The following is a 14931-nucleotide window of genomic DNA, read 5'->3' on the forward strand; positions in this document are numbered from 1 at the left end:
TAGCAAAGAACAACGGCCCGCAGGAGAAACTGCGGGCCGTTTGAGTAAGCTGGGCGTGGGTCAGCGTTTCTTCTTCTTAAACTTAAAACCGCCGAACTCTTCTTCCAACAGGTCGCAGGCGTGTTGAATATCCGCCTCACAGGCCTGATTGAGATAGGCTTCGGCTTGCTCTTTGTCTTTCTCGACACCTTCGCCATTCAGGTATTGATACCCCGCAGCGTAACATCCTCTCATGTTTTCTTTCTCACATGCCAAGATGAACAAATCGAAAGCCTTCGTGTAGTCTTGCGCAACGTCTTCTGCATCGCGGTACACCCAGGCCAAGTTGTAACACGCAAGCCCGTCATCCTTTTCACAGGACTGCTCATAAAGTGCGCGCGCCTTCTGATGATCCTGCTCGACACCTCTCGCCTTGGAATACGCATCGCCAAGGTTGGTGCAGGCATAAACGTGCCCTTTGTCACATGCTGTCTGATAGTATGTGAACGCTCGAGGTAAATCCTCTTCGACACCACGTGCCATCCCGTAAGCCAAACCGGTGTTGTAGCATCCAATCGTGTTGCCCAAATCACAAGCCATCTCAGAAAACTGGGCAGCTTTGGGCAAATCGATCTCTACCCCAATTCCCAAGGCGTATGCACTGCCAAGCTTGCCACAGCCCGTGCCAGAATTGCCCTCACAGCTGCGCTCAAAATACGTGATCGCCCGTTGTGTGTCTTCGGGCACAACGTCGCCGTTTTCATAAAGAATGCCCGCAAAAGCACAGGCATCCGCATCATAGCCGTAGCTTCCCTCGCAGGCCTGTAAATACATGCTCATCCCAAGGCGGCCGTTTTTGATACCGGCCTCCCCGTGTTCATAAATCTGCCCAAGCGCGCGGCAACTTGCCCACTGTTCGCTGTCACATCCATATGAATGCAAGAGTGCAGCAGTCTTGAAATCCTGCGCCATGCCGCGCCCTTCAAGGGCCAAGAACCCCAATTTGGAACAGCCCAGTGACAGACCCGCACCATAGCAGGCCGTTTCATAGTTGGTGATCGCAAGATCATAGTCTTGCGCAACCCCACGCCCCTCCTCTTGCAAGATGCCGAGATAGGCGCAGCCTTCGTGCTCTTTGCCCTCGCAGGCCAGTGTGTAGAACTTCGCAGCTTTTGCCAGATCTTGCGCGACACCAGCGCTGTCATCACTGGTCGCCAATTCATACATGCGTCCAACCGGGGTACAGGCCCAACTCTCCCCAGCTTCGCAGCCAACGGCATAGTAATTCGCCGCCCGCAGCTGATCCGCCTCAACACCACGGGCGCGCGCATACATGTACCCTGCATCCGCACAGCTGCGGTCAAATCCCGCCTCACAGGCCCGCACATACAACGCCGCCGCTTTGGCTTCGTCCCATTCAACGCCTTCGCCGCTGTAGTAAAGATGTCCCAGCTCATAACAGCTGGCCAGCTCACCGGCCTCACAGCTTTCGTGCAACGCAGCGGGATCTGCAGCTTGATCAGCGCTTTGCGCCGCCAACGGCTGCGACAATACGGCCGCCACAACACCAGCCGCACCGATGTACGGTCGCATTCGGAATAGGTCAAACATCAAGGATGTTCCTCTTAAGTTTTTTATCAATGTCTGCCCACGCTTTGCTGCGCGCAAAACGGGCAAATCGCATGGTCAAATTCCCGCCGAAATCGGCGATCCTGTCTTGGTGACGTTGTCAGATGCACCACTGGCCACAGGGACGACCAATCCGTCCACTGCCGTGCTAAGCGCACGCCCCCTCCACATGTGGACGCGTGTATAAAGTCGCAAAAGCCACCGCAAGAGACACGAGATCGCCATGGTCGCACAGCTAAAAGTTGTTGCGCGCATGCACAGTTCCGCGCCAGTCGGCATACGCCAAGGTGCCGGAACACCCAGCAAGTTTTCCTTGATAAGCCATCTCGCGCGGATCATAAAATTTTGAAAAACAACAGGAGCTCCACCATGGCCTTCGGCGCCCCATTTATCTCATCGCCCATGGAAGTTGAGGCGCAATGGCTTGATTTCAATGGTCATCTCAACATGGCCTACTACAATGTGCTGTTTGATCGAGGTGTCGACCAAGTGTTTGACCAATTGGGCCTCGATGCGCCCTATCGGGCGGCCACGGGCAACACCACATTTTCAGCAGAATTCCATCTTTGCTATCTGAAAGAACTGCATTTGGGTGACAAGGTCACGGCACATTTTCAGCTGTTGGATCACGATGAAAAGAGCTTTCATTTCTATCAGGAGCTGTGGCACGAAGATGGCTGGCTTTCCGCAACAGGTGAAGGTCTGGGGCTGCACATCGACCAATCCGGCCCCCGGGTGGCCCCCATGCCAGCACACATCCTGACAGGCTTTGCAGAGATGGCGGACGCCCATCGCGCCCTGCCGCGGCCGTCACGTGTGGGGCGCCAGATGGGCATTCGCCGCAAGCCCGCGCAGGCAGCCACAGGCTGAGGTCTCAGGACACCGGACGATGCAGCCAAGCCACGTTTTGTCGCAAAGACCGCCCCTCTTTGGGATGCATGCTGGACCCTGCGCGCCAATCCGTGAATAGCTGAGCCGCAATGGTAGACGTGATCGACATTCTGCAAGAGCGCAAGGAGCTGCCTCTTTTTCTGGAACGCGACGGCCTTATCGGCATCGAGTTGGGGGTGGCGGGTGGCTGGTATTCCAGACGCCTGATGGAAACCGGCTTGTTCAAAGAGCTGTATGGCGTCGATCTCTATGGCGATCATCACGATACGGCGGAGTACATCAAGGCGCTCAAGAACGTGGGAATGGGCAAACCTTACTGGCTCCTGCGCATGAGCTTTGAGCAGGCTCTGGACGCCTTTCCTGATGAGTTTTTTGATTTTGTCTATATAGATGGGTACGCCCATACGGGCGAAGAGCGTGGCAAAACCATGTTTGACTGGTTTGCCAAGGTGAAGGTTGGCGGCATGATCGCGGGCCATGACTACCACAAGAAATGGCCTCTGGTGGAGATCTGTGTCGACGCCCTTGCCGATGAATTGGGCCAGCCCATTATGCGCACGGCCAATTCCAAACAGCGCGATCCGCAAGACAGCTTTCCAAGCTGGGCCATGCGAAAAGAAACCTCCGCGCTGCCAACCTACCCAGAGCGGCTACGCTTGCTGCCAAAAAAATTGCGCGGATAAAGCCGCACACAACAACTCAACAGATATCTATTTTGGACTTTAAACGATGACATTTGAATACAAAGTGGTGCCTGCCCCAACACGTGGCCAGAAAGGCAAAGGGATCAAAGGCCCGGAGGCACGTTTTGCCAACACGCTGGAATTGCACATGAATACGCTTGCAGCGGACGGCTGGGAATTTTTGCGCGCAGAGACGCTGCCAAGCGAAGAGCGCAGTGGCCTAACCAGCACCACCACAACCTATCGCACTGTGCTGGTGTATCGCCGCTCAAAATCCGTGGACGAAAACGCAGACGGCAATGCGCCAGCGCCCGCCGCGCTCCCGGCACCAAGTGACGAAGCGCAGCAAGCAGAAGCTGAGGCAACAACGCAGGCCAATGACGCGCCTGAAACTGCGCCTGAAACCGAAGATCTGGATCAGGGGGATGATTCAGAAAGCACTGAAAATGCCGAACCGCGTGACCAAGACGACGTCGTGCGCGCCGGCGTGGACTCGCTTAAGCAAGACTGATCGGAACGCGCCCGCCGCTGCAGAGGGCGACCTAGGCCGCGTCGATATCCAACGCCAAAGCGTGAATACGTCCGATCAAATCCGCGCCAAGTGCTGCGTGAATCGCGCGGTGGCGTGCAATGCGTGACTGCCCAGCAAAGGCCGCCGCTCTGATCCGCACGTTGAAATGACTTTCCCCACCACCTGGCGCACCAGCGTGACCGGCGTGGCTGGCGCTGTCATCAACGACTTCCAGCTCAGCAGGCGCAAAAGCGGCAACCAACTTATTGTGAATTTCTTGTGCAACGCTCATTTTTCTACGCCCAGCCTCTTCAATCTGCGTCAGGTTAGGGTAAACTCTCTGCTCCGAGTCGAAAAGGTGAGTTCATGACCAAATCAGATCCCTTTGGTTTCGATATGTCCGTGAAGTCGGCGAAGAAGAAAAACCCGCGCGGACGGCGCAGCATGACAGGCGCATCCGAAACCTCCACACGTGTGTGCGAGCATCCCGGCTGTGAAGAGGCCGGTGTTTACCGCGCCCCACGCGCGCCCGATGTGTTGGACGAGTTCAAGTGGTTCTGCAAAGACCACGTGCGGGAATATAACCTGAAATGGAACTTCTTTGACGGCAAGACCGAAGCCGAAATGAACGCGCAGAACTCCAAGGACAAAGTCTGGGAGCGCGAGACCAAGAAATTTGTAGATCCAGAAACGCGTGCCTGGGCGCGTCTGGGCATCGAAGATCCACATCAGGTGCTGGGCGGCAACGCCACGCAAAACCCTGGCAAAGGTGGCGGTGGCGGCAAACGCCTGCCTCCAACAGAACGTCGTGCCATCGAAATTCTTGAGGCCAAGGATCACTGGACCAAAGCCGAAGTGCGCAAAGCCTACAAAAAGCTCATCAAAGTGTTGCACCCCGATATGAACGGCGGCGACCGGAGCCAGGAAGAGCAGCTGCAGGAAGTTGTCTGGGCCTGGGATCAGATCAAAGACAGCCGCAATTTCAAATAATTGCAGATAAAACTTAATCTAAGGCGCGACCAGTTGGGCGCGCCTTTTTTGTTGCCATTATATTGCCGATTGGGCCGTTTCTTCTGAATAGCGGTTCCCACCCTTGGGTTTGCGCTCTAGCGTCTTCATAAGCGGACTCACTATGACAGCTGGGGGCATATATGCAAAAACTGATCGACCATCTGACAGCACATCCCAAACAGCTATATTTGGTGGCGCTCACCGCGATCGCCCTTTTGCCCGTCGCGCTTTGGCTGGATCTTAACAGCCTGTCCCACCACAATCTGCATCGCCAGGCCAATGGCTTGAACAAGCTCATGTATGAAATTCGCGATCACTACGAGATCAGCGTAGGCAGCGCCGCTGCCAGCACAACGGGCGCCGAACAAGCCACGCTGATGTACCGCGAATCCAACGTCACAGAACCCGCCCCCCTTTCGGCCGATGCCGCGACAATCGCGTTGTCTGAGAGGTTTTCCGAGATTCTGCCCGGCACCACCTTTCGCTTTGTGTTTGAAGATCCGCAAGCTGGTGTCCCCACAACCGAACTGAGTGACTTTGAACGCCACGCTCTGGAGCGGCTGCGCGATCCTGAAAACCAACGCCCGCATATTGTGCAGGAGGCAGGCGGGCTTTTGGGGCACCGCCTCACCGTGGCCGCCCCGCTCAAGGAGGGGGACCACATTCGTGGATTGCAAATCGTACATGTACGCCAGCCGCTCTCCCTCAACCTGAGTTCGTTCAAGTTTCTTTTGGGATACATGCTGATCGCCGGCACACTGGTGGTGATCTTTGCCCGCCATCAATTGCAGCTTGCTGGAAAATTTCGCGACGCCAACGCGGAACTGAGCGAAAACAACGCCTTTCTTGCAGATGTTTCGCTCAAGATTTCCAAGTATCTCGAACCACAGGTCTATCGTTCGATCTTTGAGGGGGAGCGCGATGCCTCCATCAGCACTGAACGCAAAAAATTGACCGTGTTTTTCAGCGACATCAAAGACTTCACGGCCACAACCGAGCGGATGCAACCCGAAGAACTGACCGCCCTGCTCAACGAATATTTCACAGAGATGGGGCTGATCGCCGAAAAACATGGCGCCACCATCGACAAGTTTATCGGCGATGCCATCGTCGCCTTTGTTGGAGATCCCACCAGTCAGGGCGTGGCAGAAGATGCCCGCGCTTGCGTCAAAATGGCCTTGGACATGCAGGCACGACTGGATGAGCTGGAACAAATTTGGCGCGCGCGCGGGATTGAGCACCCGTTTCGCGCCCGGATGGGGCTGAACACGGGGTATTGCAATGTCGGCAACTTTGGCTCTGAAACACGTATGGATTACACGATCATTGGCGCTGAGGCGAATTTGGCGGCGCGCCTTGAAGGGATTGCCGAGCCCGGCGGTATTGTGATGAGCTATGAAACCTACGCCCATGCCAAAGATCTTGTCGCAGCTGAACCGCTCGCCCCCCAACATTTCAAAGGCATTTCCCGAGAAATCACCCCCTATCGTGTCCTGCGTCACGGCACCAATCGTCGTTCGGCCACGGCGACCGATCAGGGCGAAAACTTGGTCGTGCATATGCAAGGCCTGGACAAGGAAACACGCGATAAAATCGCCACGGCGGTGCGCGGCGTTTTAGACGCGATGTAACCGGGGTGTCTCATCAATCTGGCCTGCGCTGCAGATAGGCTTCGATCAACATGGCCGACTGAAACCACGGCACCTGTGCCCCTTGCGTCTGTTGTACCACATCCAAACGAACCTTGCGCATAAGCTCCGCCAAAGGAGGGGACTGCGGCCCCACATGACGCAGAAACGCACGCGCAAAAGGGCTTTGCCCCAGACGCCCGTCATAGGCCTCCGTCCCCGGCGCAGAGGCATATGCCAATGCCAATCCCGCCTGCCAGGACAGTGGCGGCGGGGCCTCCGAAGGCTCGGGCACTGCAAACACGCTGCGACAGGCATCAAAAAAAATGATCTTTTGTCGTGGGCGCTCTGAAACCGCGCGCGCGAAAAGCATCACGGGCAGCGCCGCGCCGACACGGGCTTGGCGAGCCGCTCCTCCAGCATCAACGGGGACATAGTAGGCCCGCCCATCTTGCATAAACCCATGCCCAGCAAGGTAGAAAACCACCTGCTGCGCGTCGCGGGCCATCAGGCGCAAGATCGCCAGTGCACGCAAAATATCCTGCCGCTGCGGGTTTTGCAGATAGATCACCCGATAGCCCAGCTCTCGAAAGCGCGTCGCAATCGCCTGCGTCTCAGACAGAACATTGGGCAAGGCATCTGCCCCCGCATAAGCGCCGCTGCCCACCACCAACGCAACATGGCTTGCGGGTGCTTTTTCCGCATAAGCCGGCCCACAAAACGCATGTGCCAACCACAGTATCAGCGTCAGGAACCAGTGCCTCACTGGCAGGTTGCCCCCTCCATCTTTCGGGCCAAAATTTCCACCCGTCTGTTCAATGGGTGTGCCCCTGGAATGCCTGCAAGCAATGCCCGTTCCCCTCTGGCTTCGGTCAACAATCTGCTGCGCGGCACTTTTGACACCGAGGCCAGATTGTCCGCCACAACCCGCGCCCGCGCCGCCGAAAGCGTTTGATTATAGGCGGCACCCCCCACACTGTCAGCATGCCCCACCAGCTTGATGCAGCTACCGGCAAGTTGCTCTGAGGTCAGCACCCGCCCCAAACGCGCGAGGTGGGCCGTGTACTCCGCAGTGAGCTGATCGGAATTGAAGGGGAAACGGATGAAATACCCCTGGTCTCCATCAGCGCTCTCGAGGCTCGCGGCCCCTGTGTCATATCCCTGAGGCGAGAGCTTTCGCGTGCGCCCCAAAGCCTCAAGCGGAGGGGGAGCACAGCCATGTGCAACCTGTCCCGTCAAAGCAAAGAAAATCGCACATCGATCTGCGGAAACCGCCAGTTCTCTGGGTGCAGACACCGCAGCAAATGGAAGGAAAAACAGGGGCAGACACAGCCCAAATACGCGCAAGCGGAACATACGATCGCCTCAAACCTTGGCACACTGGAAACACTTCTATTGTGCGCGAAAGACGTAAACAGCGCGTTTCCGCCTCAAGTATAATTTTGCGAAAATTCGAAAGAAAAGGTCGTCGTTATTTGCGCTCTGTAAACCCGTCTCCCTGACAATCGAAGGGTGTTTTGTTGTGTTTGGTGATGTTGTGCCTCTAAATCGCCCCGGTTCTCGGCTGTTTTTGTTCCTTATTTGCCTCATGGTGCTGACCGGCTGCGCGTCCAATCGCGCAAGTTTTACGCCAGCGATCGCCCAGCCAAACGCGCGGCCAGCGCGCAATTTCACCTCTTTTTCGCAATCACTGCGGTGCATGGATGGGCTATTGGCGCAACTGCCCGCCCGTCGTTATTTGGTGTCCTCCTCCGACATTCCGGATGAGACACGCGGGATCTATGTTGGCGCAGATGACATGCTGATCAACGCGCTCAATCAGATGAACCGCACCAGTCGGCGCTATGTGTTTCTGGATCAGGCGCGGATCTCTGGATTTGGCCAGCTTGAACTGGTGACAACCCGCAAGAAAGGCGAGGTGAAGCCAAATCTCTATATTCGCGGGTCAATTTCGCAGCATGATTCAGACACCGTCGACAACAGTATCAGTGCCGGACATGACTCAAAAACCGGCAAAGGCATCGTGAACTCGCTGTATCGCAGCAGTCGCACCCTTTCGATTGTTTCCGTCGACCTGCATCTTGTGCAGTACCCCAGCCGACAAATCCTGGCAGGTGGGTCGGTTTCCAATTCCATGGTCGTCACCAAGCGTGGCCTCAATGGGGTTGTCGGGGGCGTTATCGGCGATGCGGATGTGGCTGTGCCAATCGCAATTGAACGTGTCGAAAGTCAGGGACAGGCGGTGCGCAATCTGATCGAACTTGGCTTGATCGAGTTGTTGGGCAAACATGCGGGTGTCCCGTATTGGCAATGCCTTGGCGCTCAGGGCACCGATGCCCGCGCCGCCGAAAAGCGCGAACGCAAATTCGTACTGTCCGGACCGGATATCAAGCGCATGCAACAGCAGCTTGTTGCATTGGGATACATGTCAGGACCCATCGACGGCAAACTGACCCCGACAACACGACAGGCTGTTACAAGATTTCAGGTGGCGCAAAATCTCATTGCCAATGGCGAGCCGGATTTTGATGTGATCGAACGTCTGAACCGTCTCACATCGGCGCCAGTGCCAACGGCGCGCCCCGCTGCCGCTTCTGCCCCCTCAAAGGCCGCCCCGCGACCGCCCCAAGCAAAGCGAAGCGCGACCGCCCCTTCCCCCAAATCGAAATCGGGAGTGACCGCACCCGCTGCGGCAACCTCGCCACAATGTGTCGGAAGGCAAAACTGCGACGGGCTTTATAAAAATCTCTATGACTTCATCAAAGAAGACGTGGAATTTTAAGCCTCTCAGGAAGCGCATCCCGTTTCGCGGCATGCGCGCATTTCATGCACGACTGCGACGCGCGGCAGGGCCTGATCAACAACACCGCGTCTTTTTTGTGGTTTCGCTTGTGATCCTTTTCAATTTGATGCACCAAAGGCCGGTAGATTTCAGCCGCCCTTATTTTGCGGCACATTGAAGGACGACAAACATGGCCGACGGCATCATGGACAGCAATACAAAGCCCACAGAAGACATTGATCTGCGCGAAGTCTTTGGCATCGACAGCGACATGAAAATCAAGGGTTTTGAAGAGCGTACAGACCGTGTGCCTGAAGTGGACCCAACCTATAAGTTTGACCCAGAGACCACGCTGGCGATCCTCGCGGGCTTTGGCCACAACCGTCGCGTGATGATTCAGGGCTATCACGGCACCGGGAAATCGACCCACATCGAACAGGTCGCGGCACGTCTGAACTGGCCCTGTGTGCGTGTAAACCTCGACAGCCACATCAGCCGGATCGACCTGATCGGGAAAGACGCGATCAAACTGCGCGATGGCAAGCAGGTCACGGAATTCCACGAAGGCATCCTGCCTTGGGCGCTGCGCAACCCAACCGCCATCGTCTTTGACGAATATGACGCGGGCCGCGCGGATGTGATGTTTGTGATCCAGCGTGTGCTGGAAGCCGACGGCAAACTGACTCTGCTCGACCAAAACGAAGTGATCAAACCAAACCCCTACTTCCGTCTGTTTGCCACCGCAAACACGGTGGGTCTGGGCGACACCACCGGGCTTTACCACGGCACCCAACAGATCAACCAAGCCCAGATGGACCGCTGGTCGCTGGTCAGCACGCTCAACTATCTGAGCCATGATGCCGAAGCTGCGATCGTTCTGTCCAAAGCGCCGCATTACAACACCGCTGAAGGCCGCAAGATTGTGAACCAGATGGTGACTGTGGCGGATCTGACCCGTACCGCCTTCATGAACGGCGATCTCTCCACCGTGATGAGCCCACGCACCGTGATCAACTGGGCTGCCAACGCCGAGATCTTCCGCAATGTGGGCTATGCCTTCCGCCTGAGCTTCCTGAACAAATGTGACGAGCTGGAGCGTCAGACCGTAGCGGAATTCTACCAGCGCTGCTTTGACGAAGAACTGCCTGAAAGCGCAGCCAGCGTCAGCCTCGGCTAAACAAGGCGACATTTCACACAAAGGCCGCTCCATTGGGGCGGCTTTTTTATTGGGTGTGCTTGCCTTTCTGCCAGCGCCATAAAGACACCACAAAAAGGCACCGCTCTAAATTTTCTGCCATTTTAGATGAGAACGTTTAACAAACACCTCCACAAAATGTGATATCTTTTTAATATCTTTTGTATATACAGTATTGACTGTACTGCGTCCTGCCATACTGTAGAGGCATGACATATTCAGCACGCACGACCCTCCGCAGTTTTCTCTGTGGCGCCGCCCTGCTGACAATGGGCACCGCCGCATCTTCTCTGCCGATTTGGCCACACCAACAGGCACAGGCCTTTGCCACCTGCTCTGGTCGCATATCTGCCCTCACCACCCATCAGCGCGCAGTTCGAAATCCCGAGGCGGAAGGCAATGCCGCACTCGTAGAGACCTTTGATTTGATGCTGGAAGCGGTGCTGCCCGACGCCCTGCCAAATGAAGAGGACGCCAAAGTCTCGGTGCAATGGCGAGCCCAGGGATGGAGCGAAGTGGCTGGCCTGCTCGCGCATTCCTTTTATAGCTTTGATCACGGTGTCGCAGAACGCGCCCAAGCTGCGCTGCTTGCCCGCATAGAGGATTGCCGCAACATGGTGCTCTAGGCCAAACGACCTGACAAAAGCACGCCGCATCTGACGCTCAGGAAATCGCACTTGGGCGGCGCGCAGCCCCTTGCACATTGCGTCTCTCCCGTGATTAATCACAGCCATGACCCAGAAGTCCGACAACCCCGCCGATCCGTTCAAAAAAGCCTTGGCCGAGGCCACCAAAGTCATGGCCGATGATCCGGAACTGTCGGTGACCTATACGGTCGATCCATCTGGTATTTCCGGCGAGAATGTGCGCCTGCCGCAAGTGAGCCGCCGGATGAGCCGCGACGAGGTCCTGCTGGCCCGTGGCACCGCCGATGCGCTGGCGCTTCAGCACAAATACCACGACACCGCGACCCATCAACGCTACGCCCCCGGTCAGGGTATTGCCCGCGATCTTTATGAGGCGATGGAAACCGCACGATGTGAGGCGATGGGCGCGCGCGAAATGCCCGGCACCGCCTCCAACATCGACGTGAAGATCAGCCATGAAGCCGCCGGTCGTGGCTATGGCGAGATGACATCGTCCGACCAGGCCCCTTTGCCTGTGGCTGCGGGCTATCTGATCCGTCATCTGGCAACCGGCCGAGATCTGCCTGCCGCGGCTGCCAATGTCATGAACCTGTGGCGCGGCCATATCGAACAAAGCGCAGGCGAACACCTGGACGACTTGCAGGCGATGCTGTCTGATCAACAGGCGTTTGCCAAATTCGCGCGCCAGATCATCGACGATCTCGGGTATGGCGATCAACTTGGCGACGACCCTGACGATCTCGATGATGAACAGGACGAAGCAGAGCCCGAATCCGAGGAAGAGGATGATCCGGATAGCACCGGACAGGACGAACAGGATCAGGAAGACGCGGAAGCAAACCCTGAGCAGTCTCAGGAAGAGCAACAGGATATGTCTGAGGCTCAGGTCACAATGGATGACATGGCCGAGGACGAAATGTCTGACGAGGCGGAGCTGCCCGATGGCGAAGCCCCCCTCGATCCGCCCCCGCCCCCTCCCATTTCCGAGGCTGACCCGGATTATGTGGTGTTTGACACCACAAACGACGAAGAGATCGCCGCAGAAGATCTGGCCGAGCCGGTGGAGCTGGAGCGGCTGCGCGCGTATCTCGATCAGCAGCTCGAACCGCTGAAAGGTGCCGTCAGCCGTCTGGCCAACCGCCTGCAGCGGCGCCTTCAGGCACAGCAAAACCGCAGCTGGGAATTCGATCTGGAAGAAGGCACATTGGATGCTGGCAGACTGGCCCGCGTTGTGGCCAACCCCACCACGCCGCTGAGCTTCAAAATGGAACGTGACACGGAATTCCGCGACACGGTGGTGACCCTGCTTCTGGACAACTCCGGCTCCATGCGTGGCCGTCCGATATCAATTGCCGCAATCTGTGCTGACGTGCTGGCCCGCACGCTTGAGCGCTGCAACGTAAAGGTCGAAATCCTCGGCTTCACGACGCGCGCCTGGAAAGGCGGCCAAGCGCGGGAGAAATGGCTCAACGATGGCCGCCCGCAACAGCCCGGCCGCCTCAATGATCTGCGCCACATCATCTACAAGCAGGCCGATGCCCCTTGGCGTCGCGTACGCCCGAACCTTGGTCTGATGATGAAAGAGGGCCTGCTGAAGGAAAACATCGACGGTGAGGCGCTGGAGTGGGCGCACCGCCGCATGATGATGCGTCCAGAGCAGCGCAAGATCCTGATGGTGATTTCAGATGGTGCGCCGGTGGATGACAGCACGCTTTCGGTCAACCCTGCCAACTATCTGGAAAAACACCTGCGCGACGTGATCGCCATGGTCGAGAAACGCAAGATGGTTGAGCTTCTCGCGATTGGCATCGGTCACGACGTGACCCGCTATTATGACCGCGCGGTGACCATCACCGATGTGGAACAGCTCGCCGGAGCTATGACAGAACAGCTGGCCGCACTGTTTGACAGCGATCCACGCGCCCGCGCCCGCGTCATGGGGCTGCGCAAAGCCGGGTGATCTGTTGGGGCGCCCGCCCCAACCTACCCTTGCCTGGTTGCCTTCCCCTGCTTTGCAGGTCTACGCTGTGGCTGAGCAGTAAGGGAAGGTCTTCTGATGAAGGTGATCCGAGGCATCATAGCCGCAATCGTTTTGTTGGCTATCGCAGGCGTTGTGCTGATCGTGGCACTGCCGGGTGAGAAAATCGCCAAACTGGCCGCTGATCAGGTGAAGGCACAGACCGGCCGGGATCTGGTGTTTGAAGGCAGCGTCGGCATCAGTTGGTATCCCGTTCTGGGCATCCGCACCGAGGCGGTGCGTTTTGGCAACGCACCTTGGTCCAGCAAAGGACCGATGTTTCAGGCTGAAAGCGCTGTCATCGGCGTGGATGTAATGGCCGCACTTGGCGGCGACATCCGCATCAAAACCCTCGAATTGGTCAGCCCGGATGTGCTGCTTGAAGTCAACGCCGATGGCCAGGCAAATTGGGATCTGACTGCGGACAAGGCCCCAGTTCCCGCGGCCACGTCTGCGCCGGATGTTTCAACCAGTGCGGCAACACCCATCACCTTGGAAAGCCTCTCTCTCAGCAACGCGCGCCTCCGGTATATTGAGGCGGGCACACAGCTACAGGAAATCGCCAACCTGTCTCTCACGCTTGACTGGCCAGAGCGGACCGGGCCCGCCTCCCTTGCCGCCGAGGCCGCCCCTTTTGGCGAGCCCCTCGCGACACAGGCCACCATCGCGGCCCCGCTTACGCTTTTGCAGGGAGGCACCACTCAGGTTTATGCAAAACTCACCGCAGCGCAGGGACAAGCCTCATTTACCGGACAGTTTGGCATCGCGCCCGAAGCGCAGGGACGGCTCGAGGTAAACGCGCCAGATGCGCACGCCTTTTTGGCCACACTTGGCGCCGCAGGCCCCGAGGGACCACTGGCGGCATCTGGAGATGTGACCCTAACCGGCAACCAACAAGTGTCGCTGCGCGGTGGCACGTTGCAAGTTTTGGGCAACACTTTCAGCGTTCAGGCGGATGTCAATCTGTCCGGCACACGCCCCAATGTCATCGCACAAATTGCGACCGAACATCTGCGACTTCAGGGCAGCAAAGCCGCATCAGACAACACAATCCCAAAACAGGAAACCAACATCGGCGGCTGGTCCAAAGAGCCGATTGATGCACAGGCGCTTGGCCTGATCGACGGCACCATCACATTCGCAGCCGAGGCCATGGATCTGGGCCATATCCCGGTCGGAAAAACCCGAACAACCCTCAAAATTGACAACGCCCGCGCCGTGGCAACAATCGAAGAAATGGCCATTTTTGACGGCGCGGTACAAGGCACGTTGGTGGCAAACAACCGAAACGGACTTTCAGTACGGGGCGATCTCACCGCCGCCGCAATCGGGCTCAAACCCTTCCTCGCGGCAGCCGCCGATATCGACCGCTTCACCGGGGCTGCGGATGCCCGCGCCACCTTCCTCAGCTCTGGGGGCAGCGTTGATACGCTGATGAACGGCCTCAGCGGAGAGGGCAATCTCTCTGTGGGGCGCGGCACCATCGAAGGCATTGATCTGGATCGACTTTTGCGTGGTGATGTAACCGGTGGCACCACAGTGTTTGACAACATGGCAGCCAGTTGGACAATCAAAGAAGGCGTGTTGCAAAACGATGATCTTGTGATGGGCCTGCCCCGCCTGGCGGCCACCGGCAAAGGCACGGTTGGTCTTGGCCTAAAAACCATTGACTATATTTTCACGCCCCAGCTGCGTGGCGCCGATGGCCCATCCCTCATGGTGCCCGTCAAAATCCGCGGCAGCTGGCACAATCCAAGCATCGTGCCCGATCTGGAAGCGGCAATCAAAAGCGGATTTGAAGCTGATCTGGACGCGATCGAAGACAGCCTAAAGGATGCGGTGCACAATGAGCTGGGGGTCACCCCGCAGGAGGGGCAATCCACCGAGGATGCGCTCAAAAAGAAGCTGGAGGATGAGGCCAAGAAAGGGCTGCTGAACCTTCTGGGCGGAAACTGACC

At 57.3% G+C, this 14931-nt stretch carries 14 protein-coding genes; 10 read left to right on the plus strand and 4 right to left on the minus strand.

What is annotated here, in order from left to right; all coding sequences use genetic code 11:
• Positions 1–60: 60 nt before the first annotated feature.
• Positions 61–1590, minus strand: coding sequence for a tetratricopeptide repeat protein (locus J7413_RS04105; RefSeq protein WP_209096651.1), 1530 nt, complete (start codon positions 1588–1590; stop codon positions 61–63).
• Positions 1591–1977: 387 nt separating this feature from the next.
• On the opposite strand from J7413_RS04105, the gene J7413_RS04110 reads away from it, so the two are divergent.
• The 3 genes from J7413_RS04110 (at position 1978) to J7413_RS04120 (ending at position 3693) form a co-directional block, all read left to right on the plus strand.
• The gene (locus J7413_RS04110; RefSeq protein WP_209096652.1) at positions 1978–2478 is read left to right on the plus strand and encodes a thioesterase family protein; all 501 of its coding nucleotides are present in this window, start codon (positions 1978–1980) and stop codon (positions 2476–2478) included.
• Between the two features lie 110 nt (positions 2479–2588).
• Positions 2589–3182, plus strand: a complete 594-nt coding sequence (locus J7413_RS04115) for a class I SAM-dependent methyltransferase (protein WP_209096653.1) — start codon at positions 2589–2591, stop codon at positions 3180–3182.
• Between the two features lie 46 nt (positions 3183–3228).
• The gene (locus tag J7413_RS04120; protein ID WP_209096654.1) at positions 3229–3693 is read left to right on the plus strand and encodes a DUF4177 domain-containing protein; all 465 of its coding nucleotides are present in this window, start codon (positions 3229–3231) and stop codon (positions 3691–3693) included.
• Positions 3694–3724: 31 nt separating this feature from the next.
• On the opposite strand, the gene J7413_RS04125 is transcribed toward J7413_RS04120, so the two are convergent.
• Complete coding sequence (locus J7413_RS04125; RefSeq protein ID WP_209096655.1) at positions 3725–3985, minus strand: BolA family protein; 261 nt, start codon at positions 3983–3985, stop codon at positions 3725–3727.
• Positions 3986–4059: 74 nt separating this feature from the next.
• Here J7413_RS04125 and J7413_RS04130 point away from each other — a divergent pair, with 74 nt between their 5' ends.
• Together J7413_RS04130 and J7413_RS04135 are read left to right on the plus strand one after the other, a co-directional pair.
• The gene (locus J7413_RS04130; RefSeq protein WP_209096656.1) at positions 4060–4683 is read left to right on the plus strand and encodes a J domain-containing protein; all 624 of its coding nucleotides are present in this window, start codon (positions 4060–4062) and stop codon (positions 4681–4683) included.
• 161 nt (positions 4684–4844) lie between these two features.
• Entirely contained in the window at positions 4845–6335 is a 1491-nt protein-coding gene (locus J7413_RS04135) for an adenylate/guanylate cyclase domain-containing protein (RefSeq protein ID WP_209096657.1), read from the plus strand.
• A gap of 13 nt (positions 6336–6348) precedes the next feature.
• On the opposite strand, the gene J7413_RS04140 is transcribed toward J7413_RS04135, so the two are convergent.
• Both J7413_RS04140 and J7413_RS04145 read right to left on the minus strand, forming a co-directional pair.
• Entirely contained in the window at positions 6349–7098 is a 750-nt protein-coding gene (locus J7413_RS04140; protein WP_209096658.1) for a caspase family protein, read from the minus strand.
• A complete protein-coding gene (locus J7413_RS04145) occupies positions 7095–7688 on the minus strand; it encodes an OmpA family protein (protein WP_209096659.1) in 594 nt (197 codons plus the stop codon). The genes J7413_RS04140 and J7413_RS04145 overlap by 4 nt, the downstream gene beginning before the upstream one ends.
• 355 nt (positions 7689–8043) lie before the next feature.
• On the opposite strand from J7413_RS04145, the gene J7413_RS04150 reads away from it, so the two are divergent.
• From J7413_RS04150 to J7413_RS04170, 5 genes are all read left to right on the plus strand, one after another.
• Positions 8044–9114: a peptidoglycan-binding domain-containing protein gene (locus J7413_RS04150; RefSeq protein ID WP_209096660.1), complete on the plus strand. Its 1071-nt coding sequence runs from the start codon at positions 8044–8046 to the stop codon at positions 9112–9114.
• A 190-nt stretch (positions 9115–9304) separates the two neighbouring features.
• Positions 9305–10291, plus strand: a complete 987-nt coding sequence (cobS, locus tag J7413_RS04155; protein WP_209096661.1) for a cobaltochelatase subunit CobS — start codon at positions 9305–9307, stop codon at positions 10289–10291.
• A gap of 227 nt (positions 10292–10518) precedes the next feature.
• The gene (locus J7413_RS04160) at positions 10519–10935 is read left to right on the plus strand and encodes a hypothetical protein (RefSeq protein WP_209096662.1); all 417 of its coding nucleotides are present in this window, start codon (positions 10519–10521) and stop codon (positions 10933–10935) included.
• A gap of 106 nt (positions 10936–11041) precedes the next feature.
• A complete protein-coding gene (cobT, locus tag J7413_RS04165) occupies positions 11042–12916 on the plus strand; it encodes a cobaltochelatase subunit CobT (protein WP_209096663.1) in 1875 nt (624 codons plus the stop codon).
• Between the two features lie 96 nt (positions 12917–13012).
• Complete coding sequence (locus tag J7413_RS04170) at positions 13013–14929, plus strand: AsmA family protein (protein WP_209096664.1); 1917 nt, start codon at positions 13013–13015, stop codon at positions 14927–14929.
• The last annotated feature ends 2 nt before the right edge of the window (positions 14930–14931 follow it).

Origin of the sequence: Shimia sp. R10_1, assembly GCF_017744095.1 — a bacterium.
GTDB lineage: Bacteria > Pseudomonadota > Alphaproteobacteria > Rhodobacterales > Rhodobacteraceae > Shimia.